This is a genomic window from Bacillus sp. YKCMOAS1, assembly GCF_030268125.1.
In the GTDB taxonomy this organism is placed as follows: Bacteria; Bacillota; Bacilli; order Bacillales; family Bacillaceae; genus Bacillus; species Bacillus safensis.
In genome coordinates this window covers 670947-690232 of the sequence record NZ_BSEI01000002.1, presented here as the reverse complement: position 1 = coordinate 690232, position 19286 = coordinate 670947, and the positions used below count along the sequence as shown (strand labels likewise).

General features: G+C 39.6%; 20 protein-coding genes, 1 pseudogene and 1 riboswitch. Of the genes and pseudogenes, 7 read left to right on the top strand and 14 right to left on the bottom strand.

What is annotated here, in order from left to right; genetic code table 11:
• The first annotated feature begins 103 nt into the window (after positions 1–103).
• Entirely contained in the window at positions 104–1012 is a 909-nt protein-coding gene (gene metA, locus QSJ46_RS08465) for a homoserine O-acetyltransferase MetA (RefSeq protein ID WP_024428133.1), read from the top strand.
• A 227-nt stretch (positions 1013–1239) separates the two neighbouring features.
• Positions 1240–2391 (top strand): diglucosyl diacylglycerol synthase, encoded by a 1152-nt coding sequence (locus tag QSJ46_RS08460; RefSeq protein ID WP_024422744.1) that lies wholly within the window; start codon positions 1240–1242, stop codon positions 2389–2391.
• 33 nt (positions 2392–2424) lie between these two features.
• Here QSJ46_RS08460 and QSJ46_RS08455 read toward each other — a convergent pair whose 3' ends face one another.
• A complete protein-coding gene (locus QSJ46_RS08455) occupies positions 2425–3126 on the bottom strand; it encodes an AIM24 family protein (protein WP_041085797.1) in 702 nt (233 codons plus the stop codon).
• 263 nt (positions 3127–3389) lie between these two features.
• On the opposite strand from QSJ46_RS08455, the gene cspD reads away from it, so the two are divergent.
• A complete protein-coding gene (gene cspD / locus QSJ46_RS08450; protein WP_003215784.1) occupies positions 3390–3590 on the top strand; it encodes a cold-shock protein CspD in 201 nt (66 codons plus the stop codon).
• 51 nt (positions 3591–3641) lie between these two features.
• Here the strand turns inward: cspD and QSJ46_RS08445 are convergent, their stop codons facing one another.
• From QSJ46_RS08445 to QSJ46_RS08435, 3 genes are all read right to left on the bottom strand, one after another.
• The gene (locus tag QSJ46_RS08445; protein WP_039179402.1) at positions 3642–3824 is read right to left on the bottom strand and encodes a hypothetical protein; all 183 of its coding nucleotides are present in this window, start codon (positions 3822–3824) and stop codon (positions 3642–3644) included.
• A gap of 169 nt (positions 3825–3993) precedes the next feature.
• Complete coding sequence (locus QSJ46_RS08440) at positions 3994–4176, bottom strand: zinc-finger domain-containing protein (protein WP_024422748.1); 183 nt, start codon at positions 4174–4176, stop codon at positions 3994–3996.
• A 1-nt stretch (position 4177) separates the two neighbouring features.
• Positions 4178–4849 carry a ribonuclease H family protein gene (locus QSJ46_RS08435; RefSeq protein ID WP_047203255.1) on the bottom strand — a complete coding sequence of 224 codons (672 nt, stop codon included), beginning with the start codon at positions 4847–4849 and terminating at the stop codon, positions 4178–4180.
• Between the two features lie 94 nt (positions 4850–4943).
• Here QSJ46_RS08435 and QSJ46_RS08430 point away from each other — a divergent pair, with 94 nt between their 5' ends.
• The 3 genes from QSJ46_RS08430 to QSJ46_RS08420 are packed head-to-tail and all read left to right on the top strand — an operon-like array spanning position 4944 to position 6198.
• Positions 4944–5633, top strand: coding sequence for a queuosine precursor transporter (locus tag QSJ46_RS08430; protein WP_047203254.1), 690 nt, complete (start codon positions 4944–4946; stop codon positions 5631–5633).
• Position 5634: 1 nt separating this feature from the next.
• Positions 5635–6030, top strand: a complete 396-nt coding sequence (locus QSJ46_RS08425) for a reverse transcriptase-like protein (RefSeq protein WP_039179411.1) — start codon at positions 5635–5637, stop codon at positions 6028–6030.
• Positions 6031–6072: 42 nt separating this feature from the next.
• Positions 6073–6198: a hypothetical protein gene (locus QSJ46_RS08420; protein WP_003215584.1), complete on the top strand. Its 126-nt coding sequence runs from the start codon at positions 6073–6075 to the stop codon at positions 6196–6198.
• 199 nt (positions 6199–6397) lie between these two features.
• Here QSJ46_RS08420 and QSJ46_RS08415 read toward each other — a convergent pair whose 3' ends face one another.
• The 7 genes and pseudogenes from QSJ46_RS08415 to QSJ46_RS08385 form a co-directional block, all read right to left on the bottom strand.
• A complete protein-coding gene (locus QSJ46_RS08415; RefSeq protein WP_039179414.1) occupies positions 6398–7285 on the bottom strand; it encodes a 5'-3' exonuclease in 888 nt (295 codons plus the stop codon).
• 277 nt (positions 7286–7562) lie between these two features.
• Positions 7563–7826, bottom strand: coding sequence for a YpbS family protein (locus tag QSJ46_RS08410; RefSeq protein ID WP_039179417.1), 264 nt, complete (start codon positions 7824–7826; stop codon positions 7563–7565).
• A 41-nt stretch (positions 7827–7867) separates the two neighbouring features.
• The gene (gene dynA / locus QSJ46_RS08405; RefSeq protein WP_285604556.1) at positions 7868–11464 is read right to left on the bottom strand and encodes a dynamin GTPase; all 3597 of its coding nucleotides are present in this window, start codon (positions 11462–11464) and stop codon (positions 7868–7870) included.
• Positions 11465–11597: 133 nt separating this feature from the next.
• Entirely contained in the window at positions 11598–11684 is an 87-nt protein-coding gene (locus tag QSJ46_RS08400; protein ID WP_226340839.1) for a Fur-regulated basic protein FbpC, read from the bottom strand.
• Positions 11685–11769: 85 nt separating this feature from the next.
• A complete protein-coding gene (locus tag QSJ46_RS08395) occupies positions 11770–12279 on the bottom strand; it encodes an isoprenylcysteine carboxyl methyltransferase family protein (RefSeq protein ID WP_285604555.1) in 510 nt (169 codons plus the stop codon).
• Entirely contained in the window at positions 12276–13376 is a 1101-nt protein-coding gene (locus QSJ46_RS08390; protein WP_285604554.1) for a type III polyketide synthase, read from the bottom strand. Before QSJ46_RS08390 ends, QSJ46_RS08395 begins: the two co-directional genes overlap by 4 nt.
• Before the next feature lie 326 nt (positions 13377–13702).
• Positions 13703–14027, bottom strand: a pseudogene (locus QSJ46_RS08385) (transposase); the annotation flags it as partial.
• 424 nt (positions 14028–14451) lie between these two features.
• Here QSJ46_RS08385 and QSJ46_RS08380 point away from each other — a divergent pair.
• Positions 14452–15306 (top strand): polysaccharide deacetylase family protein, encoded by an 855-nt coding sequence (locus QSJ46_RS08380; protein ID WP_285604553.1) that lies wholly within the window; start codon positions 14452–14454, stop codon positions 15304–15306.
• 199 nt (positions 15307–15505) lie between these two features.
• Here the strand turns inward: QSJ46_RS08380 and pbuX are convergent, their stop codons facing one another.
• The 3 genes from pbuX to QSJ46_RS08365 form a co-directional block, all read right to left on the bottom strand.
• On the bottom strand, positions 15506–16825 hold the full coding sequence (gene pbuX, locus QSJ46_RS08375; protein ID WP_285604552.1) for a xanthine permease PbuX: 1320 nt from the start codon (positions 16823–16825) through the stop codon (positions 15506–15508).
• Positions 16822–17406, bottom strand: a complete 585-nt coding sequence (xpt, locus tag QSJ46_RS08370) for a xanthine phosphoribosyltransferase (protein ID WP_047203248.1) — start codon at positions 17404–17406, stop codon at positions 16822–16824. Before xpt ends, pbuX begins: the two co-directional genes overlap by 4 nt.
• Before the next feature lie 116 nt (positions 17407–17522).
• A riboswitch (purine riboswitch) is annotated at positions 17523–17622 on the bottom strand.
• A 136-nt stretch (positions 17623–17758) separates the two neighbouring features.
• Positions 17759–19264 carry a carboxypeptidase M32 gene (locus QSJ46_RS08365; RefSeq protein WP_039179434.1) on the bottom strand — a complete coding sequence of 502 codons (1506 nt, stop codon included), beginning with the start codon at positions 19262–19264 and terminating at the stop codon, positions 17759–17761.
• Positions 19265–19286: the final 22 nt, after the last annotated feature.

The window sequence follows — 19286 nt, the reverse complement described above, 5'->3', positions numbered from 1 at the left end:
CTTTTTTGCTCTATTTTTCATTGTAACATAATTGAAACATTGAAATATCGCCAGAAAGTTCCTATAATGAAGTGAAATTAGCTTTGGTTCAGGGGGTGGCGAGTTGCCTATTAACATACCAGTTCATCTGCCGGCAAAACAAATACTAGAGAGCGAAAATATTTTCGTCATGGATGAGACAAGGGCATTCAAGCAAGATATCCGTCCTTTGAATATCGTGATCTTAAATTTAATGCCAAAAAAAATACAAACTGAAACGCAGCTGCTGAGAATGCTCGGAAATTCTCCTTTACAAGTGTACTTTACGTTTTTGATTCCAAGTACACATACACCGAAGAATACGTCGAGAGAGCATCTAGATGAATTTTATACGACCTTTGAATCGATTCGCCATAAAAAATTTGATGGAATGATCATCACTGGCGCACCAATTGAGCACTTACCTTTTGAAGAAGTTTCTTATTGGAAAGAGCTGCAGGACATTTTGGACTGGAGTAAAACCAATGTGACGTCTACCCTTCATATTTGCTGGGGTGCACAGGCAGGTTTATATCACCATTACGGGATTGAAAAGATCAAGCTTCCCGAGAAAAAATTTGGTGTATTTGAGCATATTGTGAAAGAGAAAAAAGAAAGATTAGTCAGAGGTTTTGATGAAGTATACTATGTCCCACATTCTAGGCATACAGATATTAATACAGAACAATTAAAAAACACGCCGAATTTGAAAGTCTTGAGTATGTCTGAAGAAGCAGGTGTTTGTTTAATTGTTTCAGATGATGATAAACAAGTATTTTTAACTGGACATCCTGAGTATGATACAGATACATTGATGCAGGAATATGAAAGAGATTTGTTGAAACATGATACAGTCCAAAAACCTGTCCACTATTTTATAGAAGATGGTGACACATTAATCCCAGTAAATCGTTGGAAAGCCCATGCAACCTTATTGTTTATGAATTGGCTTAATTATTATGTTTATCAAGAAACACCATACGTTTGGGAATAAAATAGACTGTGGCCTGATGATAAATCGGCAAAATGTGTTAAAATACAAATGGCTCTGTCTTCCATTATCAATTGAATCTGTTTGTTTTTTAAAATTAGTTTAATTCTTTCGTAACGAATGATATGCTCTAACTGTTTATATGTTATCTTTATGTATATGTAGACCTATGAGATTAATAGTTTCGTACGAAGTTTTGTTGTTGTTGATTACATTTGAGGTGAATATTCTTGAATACCAATAAAAAAATATTAATCTTGACCGCAAATTATGGAAATGGACATATGCAGGTAGCAAAAACACTGTATGATGAATGCAAATCCCAAGGATTTGAACATGTTGTAGTTTCTAATTTGTATCAAGAATCGAATCCCATTGTGTCAGAAGTGACTCAATATTTATACTTGAAGAGCTTTTCCATTGGGAAACAATTTTATCGCTTGTTTTATTACGGTGTTGATAAAATTTACAATAAACGCAAATTTAACATTTATTTAAAGATGGGAAATAAGCGTCTCGATGAATTAATTCAGTTACACAATCCAGATATCATCATTATTACATTCCCGATGATTGTTGTACCAGAATATCGAAACAAAACAGGGAAAGTGATTCCAACTTTTAATGTCATGACCGATTTTTGTCTCCATAAGATTTGGGTACATGAAAACATCGATCGATACTATGTTGCAACCGATTATGTGAAACAAAAATTAGTGGAAATCGGCACACATCCAAGCGATGTCAAAGTGACAGGTATTCCTATTAGACCACAGTTTGAAGCAGACGTGCCAAAATCGATGATCTATAAAAAATATGGATTATCATCAGACAAAAAAGTACTTCTTATCATGGCCGGTGCTCACGGTGTACTAAAAAATGTGAAGGAATTATGTGAGGCGCTGCTTCTCGACAGTGAAGTACAAATTGTTGTTGTATGCGGAAAGAACGCCGCACTGAAACAATCGCTTAGCGTTCTTGAGCAGGCACACCCAGATCAATTGAAGGCGCTTGGATATGTGGAACAAATTGATGAATTGTTCAGAGTAACAGATTGTATGATTACAAAACCAGGCGGCATTACTTTAACAGAAGCAACTGCAATCGGTGTCCCGGTCATTCTTTACAAGCCTGTCCCTGGCCAAGAAAAAGAAAATGCTCTTTTCTTTGAGGATTATGGCGCTGCCATCGTCATTAACAGACATGAAGACATTTTAGAATCTGTGACCAACTTGCTTCAGGACGAAGAAAAATTAGAAACAATGAAACAAAACATGAAAAAACTGCACTTAAAACAATCTTCTCAAACCATTTTGGAAGATATCGTCGAACAGTCAGATCTCATCATGAATAACAAAACATATGCTCGCGCATTATCATAAAAAGGTGTCCGTCAATGACGGACACCTTTTTCTTTACCCTTGATTTCCATTTGTTGTGTATACTTCTTCAAACGGCTGAACGACAACAAAGCCGCTTCCGCTAAACTTCATTTGAATGGACTCTCCGCTTCCCCTGCCAATAAAAGTTTTAAAGGAAACATCTGTCACAAATTCAGTTTTTAGATCCCCTGACCACGCAACAGTCGCATTCGGATCTGTATAAACAGAGTCACCAGGCTGAACAATGAGTGTCAGCGGCTCATAATGGCTTGTGATTGCAACTAAGCCCGGCCCTTCTAATTTGACATTAAATAATCCGCCTGCAAGCATGCCTGATACCTTTTTCATTAATTTGATATCCCAGCGGACAGACGGTTCAAATGCGAGCAGGTCGTTTCCATTAACAAAAATAGATTCCCCTTGGGCCAAACGGAGAATTGAGATTTTTTTGCCTTGATCTGCCACATATAATTTCCCATCACCTGTCGCCTTCATTAGTGAGGTGCCTTCTCCTGAGAGCATTTTTTTGAACATCTTTGAGACGCCGTGCTCAAAAACACCCTCACGTTCAAATTTGATTTTCCCTCGATAGGAAACCATGGAACCTGTTTTTGCCCAAATGGTGTCAGTCAAATTAATTTCTAGAAGCCTTGATGTTTCAAGTTCAAAGACCCCTTCTCCCTTATCTTCTTGCTGCGTATTCTGAACAAATTCTTCAAGTGTATAACGATTCATGATTGCACCTCTTTCTGTATTTTTTTTATTTACGGACAAGCTGCACGTTAGGTTCCGAAAAGAACATTTTATTTTTCATTGTTATTCACCAAAAAAACAAAAAAATCAAACATTCTGCTCAAAATTTGGCTCGCCTGCTTGACGCGTTACTTTTGATGGTGTATAGTGGAACCATCATTTAACAACTGTAAAGTCGTTAGGTGATGAAAATTTTTTTTAGTATGCCCAAAAGGTGTGCTACAGTACTAGGAGGAAAAAGCAATATGCAAAACGGTAAAGTAAAATGGTTCAATAATGAAAAAGGTTTCGGCTTCATTGAAGTTGAAGGCGGAGACGATGTATTCGTTCACTTCACAGCTATCGAAGGTGACGGCTACAAGTCTTTAGAAGAAGGACAAGAAGTTTCTTTTGAAATCGTTGAAGGTAATCGTGGACCTCAAGCTGCAAACGTAACAAAAATTTAATCAACTAAATCAATGATGAAACGACAAAATAAAGAGAGGCATATGCCTCTCTTATTTGATTTTCAGCTGAATTTCAATGGCTAAAATATTTTGCTTCAGTCGTTGTTCAATTTCAGAAATATCTTTTTCGAGAAAAGGTCTTCCCTTCTTTGCTACATCTACTAGCTGCTCTAGATCGCTGTATACCTCTTGAAATGTTCGATGTAATACCGTTTCGAAATCCTTATTATTCATGCCGGCCTTCCCCTTTTCCTCTATTATCCGTCACTTAGTCAAAAAGTAACTCAACCAAAACTTTCTATAGTTATATCGGCTCATTTTTCAGAATATGTTCTTTTTTAACACATTCTATCCGTTTTTTTTCACGAGCGGATGTTTGAGTAAGGAAAACCGGGGCAGCCGCTTACTTTTTAAGCAGCGTCTGTCCGTATTCTTTTATTTTCTCTCCTACTGTGCATTGCTGAATACAAAAGGAGTGGGCGTATTTTTTGCCATATTCTTTTCGAAAGTGCTTCTTAATCAAGCAATCTGAACAATACGTGTCTTGGAGATCCGTCAATTCTTGTACTGCTGTTTTTTTATCCACATTATTCAGCTCCGTCTGCTTCTAATTTCAATTTACTTTCAATTGGGACGTCTGCAAGTATCTGCCTTGCAAGCTGATCCGCTTCTGCATTTTGTTTACGATCGATGACTTCATATGTTGGCGTAAGCCTCAGCTCCTTTAAAGCCGCTTCAATCCGGTCGAGCCATTTGTTATGTATATCATCATAACAAGGCCACTCTCCTTTTAATTGATTCATGACAACTAATGAATCGCCTCTAATCGTGACAGAATTTCTGCTTGCCCCAAGGTCTTTCAAAGCTTTTACTGCCTCAAATAAAGCTGCATACTCCGCTTCATTATTGGTGATTCCTTGAAAGGACTGATTTTTTCTCAAACGATAAGCATCTTCTCCGAGCTTATAGTAGACGACAACCCCAAGGCCAGAGTCGCCTGTTTCTTTGTGAAAACTTGCATCAAAATAGACCTGAAGCTGATCAGGTTCAAGCTTTAATTCTTCATTTAGCTTTTCAAGTTCTTTAATAGACCACATCGCCCCTTTTTCATCTTCAAATGATAGGAGTGACTGTGGTTCTTTTTTATCGATATGTTTTGCTAAAATCAAGGCCTCTTTTAGCTCCATCCAATCTTCTTGGAAAAAAGCAATGGACCCAATCGATTTCACTTTCATTGTATAGTGCGCTCTTAATTTCATTGATCACATCGCCTTCCCGTGCTTTTAAGGTAAACGTTCGTTATGCTATAATCAAAAAGTTACATTTTACAATGAGAAAGGAAGTTCATGTCACTTGTTTAATGAAGGTATTTGGATCTTATTTGCGATCATTAATTTTATCATTGTTCTTCTATTTTATAAAGGATTTGGCAAGATGGGCCTTTTCGTCTGGATTGGCTTTGCGACGGTTGCTGCAAATTTACAAGTGGTCAAAACCGTTGAATTGTTTGGCTTAACGGCAACACTTGGAAACATTTTATATGGCAGTGTGTTCTTTGCAACGGACGTATTGAATGAAAAATATGGACAAAATGAAGCGAGGAAAGCTGTCTGGATTGGCTTTGCTACCCTTTTAACGCTAACCGTTGTCATGCAGGAGGCTTTGCTTTTCCATCCCGCTCCATCTGACATGTCTCAAACATCGCTCGAAACGATATTTGGCTTTATGCCAAGGGTCGCACTTGGCAGTCTTGCTGCTTATATCATCAGTCAAATGTTAGATGTTTATGTATATTCGTTTATTCGCCGGATATTTCCTTCCGATGGTGCGCTCTGGGTGCGCAACGCTGGAAGTACGATGATCAGCCAGCTGCTTGATACACTGATCTTCACAACCATTGCCTTTCTTGGCACCTATCCATTTCATGTATGGATCGAAATCTTCATCACGACTTATGTGATTAAATTTATCGTCGCCGCGATTGGGACACCATATGCGTATGCAGCGAAAAGAATGGTTCCGCTTGATGAAAGGGTGAAATAAATTGCCAGCTGAAATATACATTGATGGTGCTAGCGCAGGTAATCCAGGTCCTTCTGGCATCGGCATTTTCATTAAATATGATGGAAAGGCAGAATCTTTCTCGATTCCTCTCGGATCAATGAGCAATCACGAAGCAGAATTTTCTGCTCTCATTGAAGGGATGAAAATCTGCGTAGAAAAAGGACTGCGTTCCGTTTCGTTTCGAACAGATTCACAGGTAGTTGACCGTGCGGCCAATGCAGGATTTGCTAAAAATCCAGCTTTTCAGCCTTTTATAAAAGAGATGATCGAGCTTCAACGGCAGTTTGATTTATTTTTCATAAAGTGGATTCCAAGCAAGGAAAATCAAGTAGCTGATCAGCTCGCTAGAAAAGCGATTCACCTTTCTAAAGGATGAATCGCTTTTTTTCGGTTATGCTAATGTATGAGGTGATACTGATTGGATAAAGAGAATAAAGGTCGTGTCACAAATGGGACAACCCCTCAAGGTGATGCGCAAACAAAAGATAAGCAGCCACTATCTCAGCTCGAAAATAGAGCGAAGAAAAGCAATACAAAAAGATGACCTTAGAGATCAGCTTAGCTTATCTCTAACAAAGGGCTAAAATGATTTTTATTTTAGTCCTTTGTCTTCTTTTCAGCGTGATAGAAAACCTTTGCAGCCCTAGGAAGGGCGAGGAGCGGAGCGAATTTGACATTCGTGAGCACCGGAGCGCAGACCTGACAACGAATGCGAGGGTTTGTCTATACGCTGAGAGATCGGCTTAGCTGATCTCTATTTTACTTAATCGATTCACCATCGGTTCAATTCCTTTGATTTGATGGTATCGCAGCATAGCAGCAGCCCGCTCTTGATTGATATTCATCTTCGTCTCATCAATTGGACAGCTCAGCGGGACATCACATTTGATTTCTGCCAATAAACGGGAGAGCTTCAAATCTTCTAATCCTGCTTGCATTTTCTTTTGCTGTGCGGCCGTTAGTTCATGAACATTTTCTAATAATCCATCAATGGTTTGATATGTTTGAATAAATTTTAATGCTGTTTTTTCTCCGATTCCTTTCACACCTGGGTAATTGTCACTTGAATCCCCCATAAGTGCTTTCATATCGATCAGCGCCTTTGGAGAGATGCCCATTTCCTCTTCAAATAAGGCTTTTGTATAATGTTTATAGTTCCCGATCCCTTTTTGCATCAAAGCAACAGTCACTCGTTCATTCAATATCTGCAGCAAATCTCTGTCGCCGGTTAGAACCGTCACACGTGCTTCATTCTGATAGACTGCCGCCAGCGTGCCGATACAATCATCTGCCTCAAAGCCTTTTAAACCAACGTTTACAATTCCTAGTTCTTCTGTCGCTTCTTTTGCTAAATCGAATTGCGGAATGAGCTCGACAGGCGCCTCTCCTCGATTTGCTTTATAATCTTGAAACAATTCATTTCGGTATGTTTGGCTTCCCATATCCCAGCAACACACAATATGAGTTGGCTCAAATGTCTGAACAGCGGTTAATAAATGCTTCAAATAACCATTCACACCATTCGTCGGGACGCCGTGATCATTTATCATAAAATTGCGATGGACAGCCGTTGCATAGAACGATCTGAACAGAAGCGCCATACCATCAACAAGCAGTACGTGTTTATTCATTCTTATAAACTCCCTTTTTCAAAACAATACTCCTATTCTATCACAGAACATAGAATTCGACATAAAAAAGGCGCCCTCTTCTTTTGGAAAAGAAGTGGCACCTTTGGATTATTTTTGACCGTATTGCATTTTTTTCGATTCTGCTTCTGCGTAGGACGGCATCTCTTTTTGTTTCGGGTTACGCTCATCCTGCTTTTTTGCATGCTGCTTTTTTTCCATCATCATTCCCCTTTCTCGGTTCACTTGTTAAGATGACCAAAAAAGAGAAAGTTACTCTTTACTTCTGTTTTCGTTCGACATACTCCTTAACCATATCAATCGTAACATGCTTACGCAGCGGAACAATACCGCCTCGTGCAAGCTCATTCATCTTCGAAGTAATCGCATTGATATCGTCAGTTGTAAATGGTTCGTTTTGCTCACACTTGAAAACAGCAGTCTCTATTGCCTGCTCTCTTTTCTGCTCAAGCGCAAGAAACGACTTGATATGAGCATTCTGTTTTTGTGAATGTGCGGAAATCTCTTCATGTACGCTCGTCATTTTTTATCAACTGCTTTCTTTTTTATATAGTCTATCATGAATCAAATGGTTTTCAACTGATTCTTCCATTCATTTGTCTGCTTGTATACTTGTTCTATCATCGCCTGCTCTTTCGCATCTGTCGTCAAGCTCATGATAAATGTTTGTTTTTGTTCATTCAGCTGCTTGAGCGCTTCTGTCTCATATCTTTCAGTAAAGGTCTTCACCATCATTTCGTATCTGCTCTGTAATTCTTCTTTTTCTTTATCTGCCCATTTCGTCGTTAACTGGAAAAGAACATCTCGAATCGCTTCAATAAACGCTGCCTTCCCGTTCTGTTCAAAGAAAGCTTTCGCTGATTTTTGCTTCTTTAAGAGCGGCTCAAACGGCGTTAGGTCCGCTTCCACTTCAATTTGTTTCAGCTCTGCATTTTTCTCATCTGGCGGCGACAGCCGGAGAGAAAAGTAAGGATCTTCTGCACACGCAGCCTGCAATCCTTTCTCCCACTCCTCTTTGAAATATTGAGTGATAAACGATTCCATTCGAATATCAAGCGCCTTTATCTCCTGTACAAATTCAAATTCATAATCCTTTAGCGCCTGTTCAAGCGCTTTTTTCAACTCCTGCCTGAAGTCCCCTTGAGATATTCCAGGATAAAAGGCTATCTTTAACAGATCATTTGCATAAAGTGACAAGCGCTGAACAATGTGGTAAAGCTGTTCGTGCAAGTCCTTTTTCACACTTTCTGTCACTAGCTTAGATCGTTTAATATGGCTCATTTGATCAACGATCACTTCATAGGATGTGTCTATCTTTTTCTTTTCTGCTTGCTTTTCATCTTCTGACTGATGCAGCGTCTCATGCAGCTTGTCGACTGTTCTACATAATGTACTCGCTTCAAAATACAGCAGCTCAATCGCATCTTTCGTTAATTCTTCCTCAATAAAATAGTCAAGCTGTGTTCTAAGCTGTGCATACTGGTTATAAGGCGACTGACCCTTTCCTTCGATCTCTTCCTTACTGGATACATGATGAAGGTTTGGATGCCGGATACCTTCTTTTGTGAGCTCATTTTTCACATAGTCAAAGACAGTTTCAAGCTCTGTTTGATCCTTAGCGAGGTCAGCTGCATTGATAATAAAAAACATTTTATCCATGCTAAATGAATCTTTTACAAGCCCGAGTTTACGTAAAAATGATCGGTCTGCTTTTGAGAAAGAATGCTGGTAGTAAGTTAAATAAAGAAGGGCATCAGCATCCTTCATATATTGAAAGGCAATCTCTGTATGACGTTTATTCATACTGCTGGCGCCTGGTGTATCAACAATCGTCAGTCCTTTATCTGTTAAAGGTGTACTTAAATACACCGTCACTTCCTTCACCACACAAGAAACAGCCTCTTCTGCCACATATGGCTTTAATTCTTGAAGGGTGACATTGAGCGGCGTTTGTTTTTGAATGGAATCACGGAACTTTTCATGAGCGTTTAAAAAATGTTCAACAATGATGCGGTGATCCTGTTCAAGCGCTCTTTTTTTCAGCGTTCGATCGAGTTTCGCTTGAAACGTATCTCCCTTTTCTTCCGTTATAGAAAAACCAAGAATTTGATCGAGCTCTTCTAATATTTCCTGCTCGGTTTTGAACACCACTTTCACACTTTCATGCGGATGGTCTTCTGTCGGCCGCGTCAGCTTATTGATTGTGGCCGTCGTTGGTGTAGGAGATGATGGCAGCACCTTTCTCCCAACTAGGGCATTGGCAAACGAAGATTTCCCCGAACTAAAAGCACCGAATAAGGCGAGTGTAAATTCCTTCGCTTGCAGCCGTTTTGTTCGTTGTTCAAAGGACTTTCTTTGAGACTGAAGCGCGTTTAATGGCATTAAAATTTGAGAAAGCTGCTCAAACTGGTCAATTGACTGAGCTGTCGTAATATGCTGTGATTGACGCATTTGATCAAGCTCTGTCTGCTGCTGATTTTCTTTCTCGCTTTCTTCCGCATGAGTGGACGTATGATTCTGATTTAGCTCATCATGCTGCATCCGATGTTTTTTCACATAAAACCAATCATCTGTGATCTGCTCATTTGTTCCGTTTTGCCATATATCCCATATATGCTCAATATCTCTTCTGATATGATCATTTTTTGCCATGCTTTGCTCGAGCGCTAGGAGCTCCTGTGCTGCCTGGGCCCATTTATCTTGCTGCTTTCCCTTTTCATTCATGAGCTGGGTTTTCAGCGTCTCAGTCATTTGTTCAATCAATGGTATTGCTTTCTGTTTGGTCTGTCTTTTCAGTGCTTCACCAGCATCTTTTGCATATTGCAAAACGTATTCATTTGAAAATGTCGCACCATGATGGATGACGTTCTCAAGTAGTGATTCTTCCACAGGTGTTTCAAATGCCATCACTTGATTTAATAGCTCTTCACCAAGCTGATGTTTCTTGACTTCTCTTTTGAGCAGCTCAGCAATATGCCAGTCCACTTCAGCTTTCATTCTTGCTTTGACATCTACTAAGAAATCGTTCGCCCGCTTTTCTTTTTCCTGCTCGGTTTTATTTTTAGCGAACAGTAGTCCTACCTTAAAGCCAGGAGCTTTCGATTCAATATAGTCACTTGCGAGCTCTCTCATTTTAAATGGGGTTAGGTTTGCATTTTTTAAAATGTTCTCGACTTCAGAAGACACTTCATCTTCTAACTGTTTTGCTCCATTTTCAATAAAGCTCCTTTTCGCTTCAAGCTCCTTGACTTCTTTTCTTTTTTCTTGAACCAGTGAATCAAGATCCTCTTCTTGCAGCTCTTCTTTTAATGAGTCAATATGTTCTTTTAAAACATTCTCTATTTTCTGCTCGGTATAGGCGCGAAGAGATGCTTTCGGCAATGTTTGTAATTCTTGCAGTTTCTCGATTAAACGAATCATTTCGTTTCTTGGATGCGACTCATCGGTTACAGATGTAAAGTATAGATGTTCTTCTTCAATGCCCTCTTTAAGAAGCATATCAACCACTTGATTTTTGTAGTCTTCAAACGCTGTCTCATGCTCATCATGTCGATCGACTTGATTTACGATGAAATAAAGATTTGGCACTTTCTCTTTAATGGAGCGAATGAAACGAATGTTTTCTTCCGAATGAACATGGTTGTAGTGCACGACATAAAAAAGAGCATCTGCTTGATGTAGAATAGACGCGGCAGATAAAAAATGGGTATGATCCGTTGAATCAATTCCAGGCGTATCAATCAGTGCCACCTTTTCTTCCAATCCTCTATAGTCCCCGCTAATTTCCACCATTTCAATCTGTTCTCCGTCCTTACAAAAACGCTGAACTGCTTCTTTATCATAAGAACCGCTCATTTTTGCAAAACGGCCATCTGAGGTGTGAAGCTTTACTTCACTCTCCCCTTTCCTCACGACGACCAAGTTTGCACTTGTTGGAATTGGACTCGTTGGCAGGATGTGATCATGAAGCAGATGATTCACAAGTGATGACTTTCCAGCTGAATAGTGACCGGTAAATGCGATATATACTTCTTCTTCTGCTTCCTTTTTGATAATCGATGCAAGTTTGGCTGCGCGTTCATGATCATCCCTTTTGAGAAGGCTTTGATATAAAGCACCTGTAGTTTGAACGAGCGAATCTCGAATAGACAAGTCTTCCATGACGATAAACCCCTTTGTTTTTAGAAAAGTCAGTTATGTATGTGATACCATTTTACACAAAATCAAGAGATTTTTCTTCTGATCTGAGGAAATAAAAAAAATCTGCTGCCCGATCAGTCGCAATTGACTGCGATCAGGAAGCAGATTTTTTAGAAACACCTTTTAATACGAAGCCAATTAATAGGCTGTATACACAGACCGTACCGAGTAAGAAAACCATTGTCATGTGATCACCGTCCATCCTTCGTGATTGAGAATGCTTATCATTAATGAAAGTGTATCACAATTGATAATGATTTTCAATATTAATTTAACAAATACTGATTGAGCGCTTTCTCTTCTGTTTGAATTCTCACAGCCATCATCCATGCATTTAAACATGTGAACAAAATGGCGGTAAAATAGGCATTAAATAAAAGCGGGATCAGCATAAGTTCAATCGCCACCACGACATAGTTAGGATGCTTTAACCAGCGATAAGGTCCTTTTTTCACCATCATCGCATTTGGTACAACTAAAATCTTTATATTCCAATACGTTCCAAGAGAGCATAATGCCCAATATCGAATAACCTGTGTAGCCAGCAGGAAAACGAGCAGCACAAGAAAATAGCGCGACGGCGGCCTGTTTAACCCCCATACCTCAACCATGAGTGAGAGAAAAAAGCCCGCATGCATAGCGACCATATAAGGATAATGACTTGCACCAAATTCAATGGCACCGATCGCTTTCACTTTCTTTTCATTTCTTTTAGCCACAAGCATTTCAATAAGACGCTGACACACGAAGAAACCAATGATGAGCCAAATAATCATGATAAGACATCCTCCCATTTCATGAGCAGCAGCTCTGATGAGAATCCCGGACCAAGCGCTCCGCAAAGACCCATATCTCCCGCTTCAGCGGATTGATGTTCAAGATAATGCTTGATCACATACAAAACTGTGGCAGAGGACATATTTCCGTGTTGTCTGAGCACTTCTTTTGATGAAAAGAGCTGATCTTCTTGTAAAGAAAGACTTTTAATATAGGCATCGATCACTTTTTTCCCTCCAGGATGGGCAAGAAAAACTGATAGGTCTTCTGCCGAATACCCTTGCTGTTCTAAAAATTGATCGACTTGCTCTTTTAACCAGCCGGAAATAATGGAAGGAATGTCACGGGAGAAAATAACCCGAAAGCCGTCACTTGTAAATTCCCAGCCCATCACATCCTCAGACTCTTTCATTGTGACGGATTGTGTACCAATCACTTTAGGAACTGTTTTTAAATGGGTATATTCAGATACGCCTTTTTCTCCAGTTAACAAAAGCGCTGCTGTCCCGTCTCCAAACAAAGATGTACCTATTAAATTGCTTTTTGATTGATCTTGCGGCTGAAAGGTTAAACTGCACATTTCACAGGCGACAACCAGCACCTTTGCTTCTGGAAATGCTCTTATGTATTCGTAAGCCCGAGACAACCCCGCCGCTCCGCCCCCGCACCCTAAGCCCCAGATCGGCACTCGTTTCGTATAAGGCGAAAAAGGAAGAGCATTCATCAGTTTTGCATCAAGGCTTGGTGTCGAAAGTCCGGTGCTTGAAATAAAAAACAATGCATCGATCTCTTCAAACGGAATCGGTTTTTTCAGGAATGCCTTCTCATGAAGACAGTGTATGACCGCTTCTTTTGCATGAGCCAATGCTTTTTCCAAATAGAGGTTGTTTTTCTCCTCAAAAGAGTGGTGCGTCTGATACCATTCAATTGGCTGCACAAACTGTCTGCTCTCGATTTCTCCATTTTGAAAAGCTTTGAGCAGCCGGTCGATATCTTTAAACGATCGTTTAAATTGGGATCTAGCAAAATCAGCCGCCTTTTTCTGATTCACATGATGTTGTGGCAGACTCGTTCCAACAGAAAGAATGTACGCCATCGGCTTCACCTCTTTTTTCGATTAATATCCCCTATCGAAAAAAGGATATACATGCCAAAACGTCACAATTCAGTCAAAATATTTTCCTCCGTCTAACTTTTTGTCTTGACGACAATTGATAAATATTGGATAATATAGGTGAAAACATGATGTAGTTTTCCTCCTTCACAGGTTCGTTCTAAGCCAAGCGAACCTGCTTTTTTTATGCAAAAAAACACTTCTAAAAGAGAAGTGTTCAGGCCGTAGAACCTCCCTTTACTTTAAATAAAAGTGGGGTTTTCACTATCATTATAAAGGGTTTACGCTGGACATAGTGTTTTCCATGTCTAGTTAGCTAATTTTTTAAGATTCATGGCAGCGAGAGTAAGCATCGCTTGCATTGAAATTTTTTTAGTACACGAAGTTTCGCCCAACGCATACTATGCTTTTCTTTTGCATCCGCAAAGACGCGTTCTTTATTTCTCTCCGCTTTGCATAGTTGCTTTTATTTATTTCAGTGAGTCTTAGGTAGTTTACTTCATCTAGTCTTGCCAAATATGCGATGAATTTGCTTGGTATGATTTTGACTTTGTGTACAGTTATCTAGAAAAGAAAACCGGACACATATTGTTTAAATCCTTCTCTAGTCGTTGTATGGTAAGAGCGAATTTGCCGATATCTTCTTTATTTTGTAGTGTTACGAGCTTTTCTCTATGTTTTTTGAGATTAATCGCCTCTGTCTCCACTTTTCACATAAGCACCCTTTTTTCAATGAAATCGTCATTATACAACACTTTCATAAGGAATCTCCCTTTCGCTTCGAATTAATGGTCAAATCTGCTGCTATCTTAGCGTATAAATATTAACGGTTCAATCATTATTCAGAATGATTTTATTTAAACATGAATGGATCACCTTTTTTTGCTGATCAACACAAAGTAACAACCATAAATTTCTAATTCATTTGAATTTTCTATATAAAAAAGGATTTTTTCCACTATATACATAATCAATATGTGTACCAAGAAAAACAGTGAAAAAAGAAAGAATCTACAACATGGTTCGGCTCAAAATTTAATTGACTGGAGTGATTGTAATGAAAAAGGTTTCCAAAAAAAAGACACCCTACAACATGATACTTCTCTCAAAGGTAATTGGTTTAGTGCTTCTTACACTGTTTCTCTTTTTTATCTGGGATATGTCTAAACCCCATTTGCAGGCGACAAATGGGCATGCAAAAAATGTTGCCAGCAGTGACTTCCGTGACACAAGCATCAGTCTGAAAGCAAAAGATCAGTCTACAAGAACATTGGATACACATTTTAAGTCCAATCCAAACCAACAGGCAACGAATAAAACGGTCTTTTTAACATTTGATGATGGTCCTTCTGCTACATCAAATCAGCTGTTAAATGTATTAAAAGCACATCACGTGAAGGCGACGTTCTTCATGCTTGGACCGCAAATCCAAGCACACCAATCAGCTGTGAAAAGACTTTATCAAGAAGGACATCAATTAGGTCTTCATGGCATGACGCATGATATAAACCTCTTTTATCAGAACAGCGAGTCTCCCTCAAATGAAATGAGAGAAGCTCAGCGTATTCTTGCCTCTGTTACAGGCGTCTACAGCCGTCTTGTAAGAACCCCCTATGGCAGTGTTCCAAATTTAACATATCATCAAAAAGTACGTTTAAACCAAAATGGCTTTATTTACTGGGACTGGACGATTGATAGCCTTGACTGGAGATATAAAAACTCACAATATGTTCCAGAGGTATTGAATCAATTGCAAATGTTTGAGAAAAATAAACCATGGGAACCAAAAGTTATATTAATGCATGATCAACCCTCTACCACAAACTATTTAGACAGCCTGATTATACAGCTAAAAGCAAGGGGCTATACATTTGCAGTCATTAACGAAACAATGCCGCCGGTACAACATTAATAGTGCTAATCACAAAAAGCCCGTATCCAAAAGATGCGGGCTTTCAGCTTGTAGACAAACCCTCACACGCTCCTTCCTAGGATCCTAGGACTTCAAAGGTTTTTTATCATTTATCAAGCTAAAAAGAAGACAAAGAGCTAAAATAAAAGGTCATTTTAGCTCTTTGTCCATAATCTGAACCCCTCTCTTGGAGAGGGGTTTACATAACAGATTGCTTAGGTTCTTCTACCAGGTCATGCCCGGTTTCTTTTTTAAAAGGAATCATGTGATAAATAATATGAAGCAAAATAGCGGTAAAGCTTCCGGCCACAATGCCGTTACTTGTTAATAATTTAATCGATTCTGGCAGATGCTCAAACATTTGCGGTACGACGGTAACACCTAAGCCGATTCCCACGGAGCAAGCAACAATCAGCAAGTTCTCCTGCTTTGCAAAGTCCACGCGCGAGAGCATTTTAATACCGTATGCAATGACCATACCAAACATGGCAACCATTGCACCGCCAAGAACGGACTTTGGAATAATCGTCGTAAAGGCAGCGATTTTAGGAAAAAGACCAAATAACATGAGTAATGCCCCTGTTACGACAATGACTTGGTTTTTCTTGACTCCAGTTAGCTGGATCAACCCAACGTTTTGTGAGTAGGCTGTGTACGGAAAAGCATTGAAGATTCCACCTAATAACACAGCAATCCCCTCTGCCCGATAGCCTTTAGCCAAATCTTTTTCTTTTAATGAACGGTTTGTTAAATCACCTAGTGCGAAATAAACGCCTGTTGATTCAACTAGTGACACAATCGCAACTAACGTCATGGTCATGATCGGTGCAAATTCAAAGGTCGGCATCCCAAAATAAAATGGCTCAATCATGCGGAAAACCTGGGCGTTTGCCACCTCAGCTGTTTCCACTTTCCCCATAAACGCAGCAACTGCTGTCCCAAGGAGAATACCAATTAAAATGGCGATCGCCTTCATAAACCCTTTCGTGAATCGATAGAGCAGTACAATGATAAACAGTACAAGGAAAGCGAGCCCTAGATTTTCAAAAGAACCATAGTCCGCACTTCCTTCTCCTCCTGCCATATTGTTCATCGCTACAGGAATGAGGGTGATCCCAATAATGGTGACGACAGAGCCTGTGACAACAGGCGGGAAAAATTTCACAAGCTTCCCAAAGAAAAAAGAAAGAAGAATGACAATACACCCAGAAGCGATAATACTGCCATAGATAGACGAAATTCCATACTTAGAGCCAATCGCAATCATCGGCGAAACCGCAGTAAATGTACAGCCTAATACAACAGGCAGACCGATCCCAAAGAAGCGATTTTTCCATACTTGAAGCAATGTAGCAGCCCCGCACATGAAAATATCCGCAGAGATTAGGTAAGTCAGCTGTGCAGGCGTGAGCCCAAGCGCATCTCCAACAATGAGCGGTACAAGAACAGCACCTGCATACATTGCCAGTACATGCTGAATGCCCAGCGAGAGCGTTTTGACTTTTTTAGCGGCACTCATGATTGTACCTCCCGTACAAACGTGACTTTCCCTTCCTCAAGTGATTCAATACGTGCGAGGGACTCGACGCGGTAGCCCATTTGCACAAGCGCATTTCTTCCAGGCTGGAATGATTTTTCAATGACAATGCCAAATCCGGCTACTTTCGCCTTTGCCTGCTTTGCAATCGCTGCAAGTCCTTTCGCAGCTTCACCATTTGCTAAAAAGTCATCGATGATTAACACACAATCATGTTCACTCAGATGAGTATTTGAGACAGCAATCGTGCTTTCTACTTTTTTCGTAAAAGAGTACACACTGGCTGTTAACAGGTTATCCGTTAATGTGAGTGATTGACGTTTTCTTGCAAACACAACAGGGACTTGAAGAGCAAGCCCAGCCATCACAGCAGGTGCGATGCCTGAAGATTCAATTGTGATGATTTTTGTAATGCCATCATGCTTAAATAATCTAGCAAACTCTTGCCCAATCTCATGCATTAACACAGGATCAATTTGATGATTTAAAAAAGCATCTACCTTTAACACTTGATTTGACAGAACGATTCCTTCGTTCTCAATTTTTTGACGTAACAATTCCATCATTCTTCCCCCTAGCATATTGGCAAACATTCGATTTTTTGCATAAAAAAAGCATTGCTGTCCATGAGGAGCAAGCAATGCGAAAACGATCAACGGATCTTCAGCTCAAACAAGAGCTGTTTCATTTGCTCACTCATAGTCGGACCGTATCGGTGTCCGGTAGAAACTTGCGTGCCATCATCACGCGATTATATGAGTGTTATAGTGTTCAAATTATAACAAGATTTCAGACGCTTGGAAAGCACTTTTCTAGAAAAATACCGAACTTAAATAATAGATCAGAACAAAATGTTCGTTTTTAGAATATTCAAGCATCAAAAAAGCACCCTTCTCATGAAAGGGTGCCCTTCTTTTATGATAAATACAGTTTCGTATATTTATCCGTTAAGTAGTCGATTAAATATTGAACATTTAATTCTTCACCTGTTGCATCTTGAATGATTTCAGATGGCTTTTTCCGTTTTCCATGCTGATGAACATGTTCCGTCAGCCATTCTTTTATCGGTGCAAAAGACCCATTTTGAATCAGCTCATCAAAATTTGGTAAGTCTTTAATCATTTGTTGTTTTAATTGGGCCGCATACATATAACCAAGGGCATATGAAGGGAAATAGCCAAAGCTTCCATCAGACCAGTGAACATCCTGCAAGATACCGAGTGCATCATTAGGAGGCGTAATACCAAGATACGCTTGATATTTTTCATTCCAAAGTGCAGGTAGGTCTTCAACCGCTACTTCTTCATTGAAAATCGCTTTCTCAATTTCATAGCGGATGATAATGTGAAGCGGATACGTCAGTTCATCGGCTTCAATTCGAATGTAAGTCGGCTTCGATTCATTCACTGCATGCACAAAGTCTTCTAAAGAAACATCTTTAAATTGCTCAGGAGATGCTTCTTGCAGCTTTTGATAATACGTTTTCCAGAAGTCTTCGTGTCTGCCGATAAAGTTCTCAAAGAAAAGAGACTGTGATTCATGGATACCCATTGAAGTGCCATCACACAAAAGCGTTCCGCTCAGTGCTTCATCAATGTTTTGCTCATAAATCGCATGACCACATTCATGAATCGTTCCAAAGATCGCCATTCGAAAATCATGCTCATCATAACGGGTCGTCACACGCACGTCACCTCTGCTTAATGTCACTGCAAATGGATGGACGGTTGTATCAAGGCGGCCTGCGTCAAAGTCATATCCCAATTCTTTTAAGAAAAAGAGGCTCAATTCCTTTTGTTTATCGATTGGAAAGCTTTTCGATAAAAATGAAGTATCCGGCTTATTAGGTGAAGCTTCGATTTTTTTCACAAGAGGAACAATGGCGTCACGAAGTGCACCAAATTTTTGATCAAGCTGTTCAACCGTCATATCTGGCTCATAGTTATTGAGCAGCACATCATAAGGCGTTTTTTTCACGCCCCAATATTGGATGAAACGCTTGTTAAAGTCAATAAGCTGTTTTAAGTATGGTGCAAAGAGTGAAAAGTCTGATTTCTCCCTTGCTTCTACCCAAACATGCTCTGCTTTTGATTGCAAAATCGAGTATTCTTTAAATTCTTCTTTCGGAATTTTGCTGTTTTCATCATACTCTTTTTGTGATAATTCGAGCGCCTTCTGTGTATCTTTTGACAGCTCATTTCGATGTTTGTTTAATTCGTGAAGAAGATCTCTCATTTCGTCAGAAGTCTTCATATTAAAAATATCACTTGATAATTGACCGATCGTTTCCGCTCTAAAATCCGCACTTTTTTTAGGCGCTTGTGTTCTAGAGTCCCAATAAAGTAAATGGAGCGCCTCTGTATAATGGGCGATTTTCCCTAGTAATTGATAAAACGCTTTCTCAGTTGCTTCAAGACTCATGCGTTTGTTCCCCCAATCAATA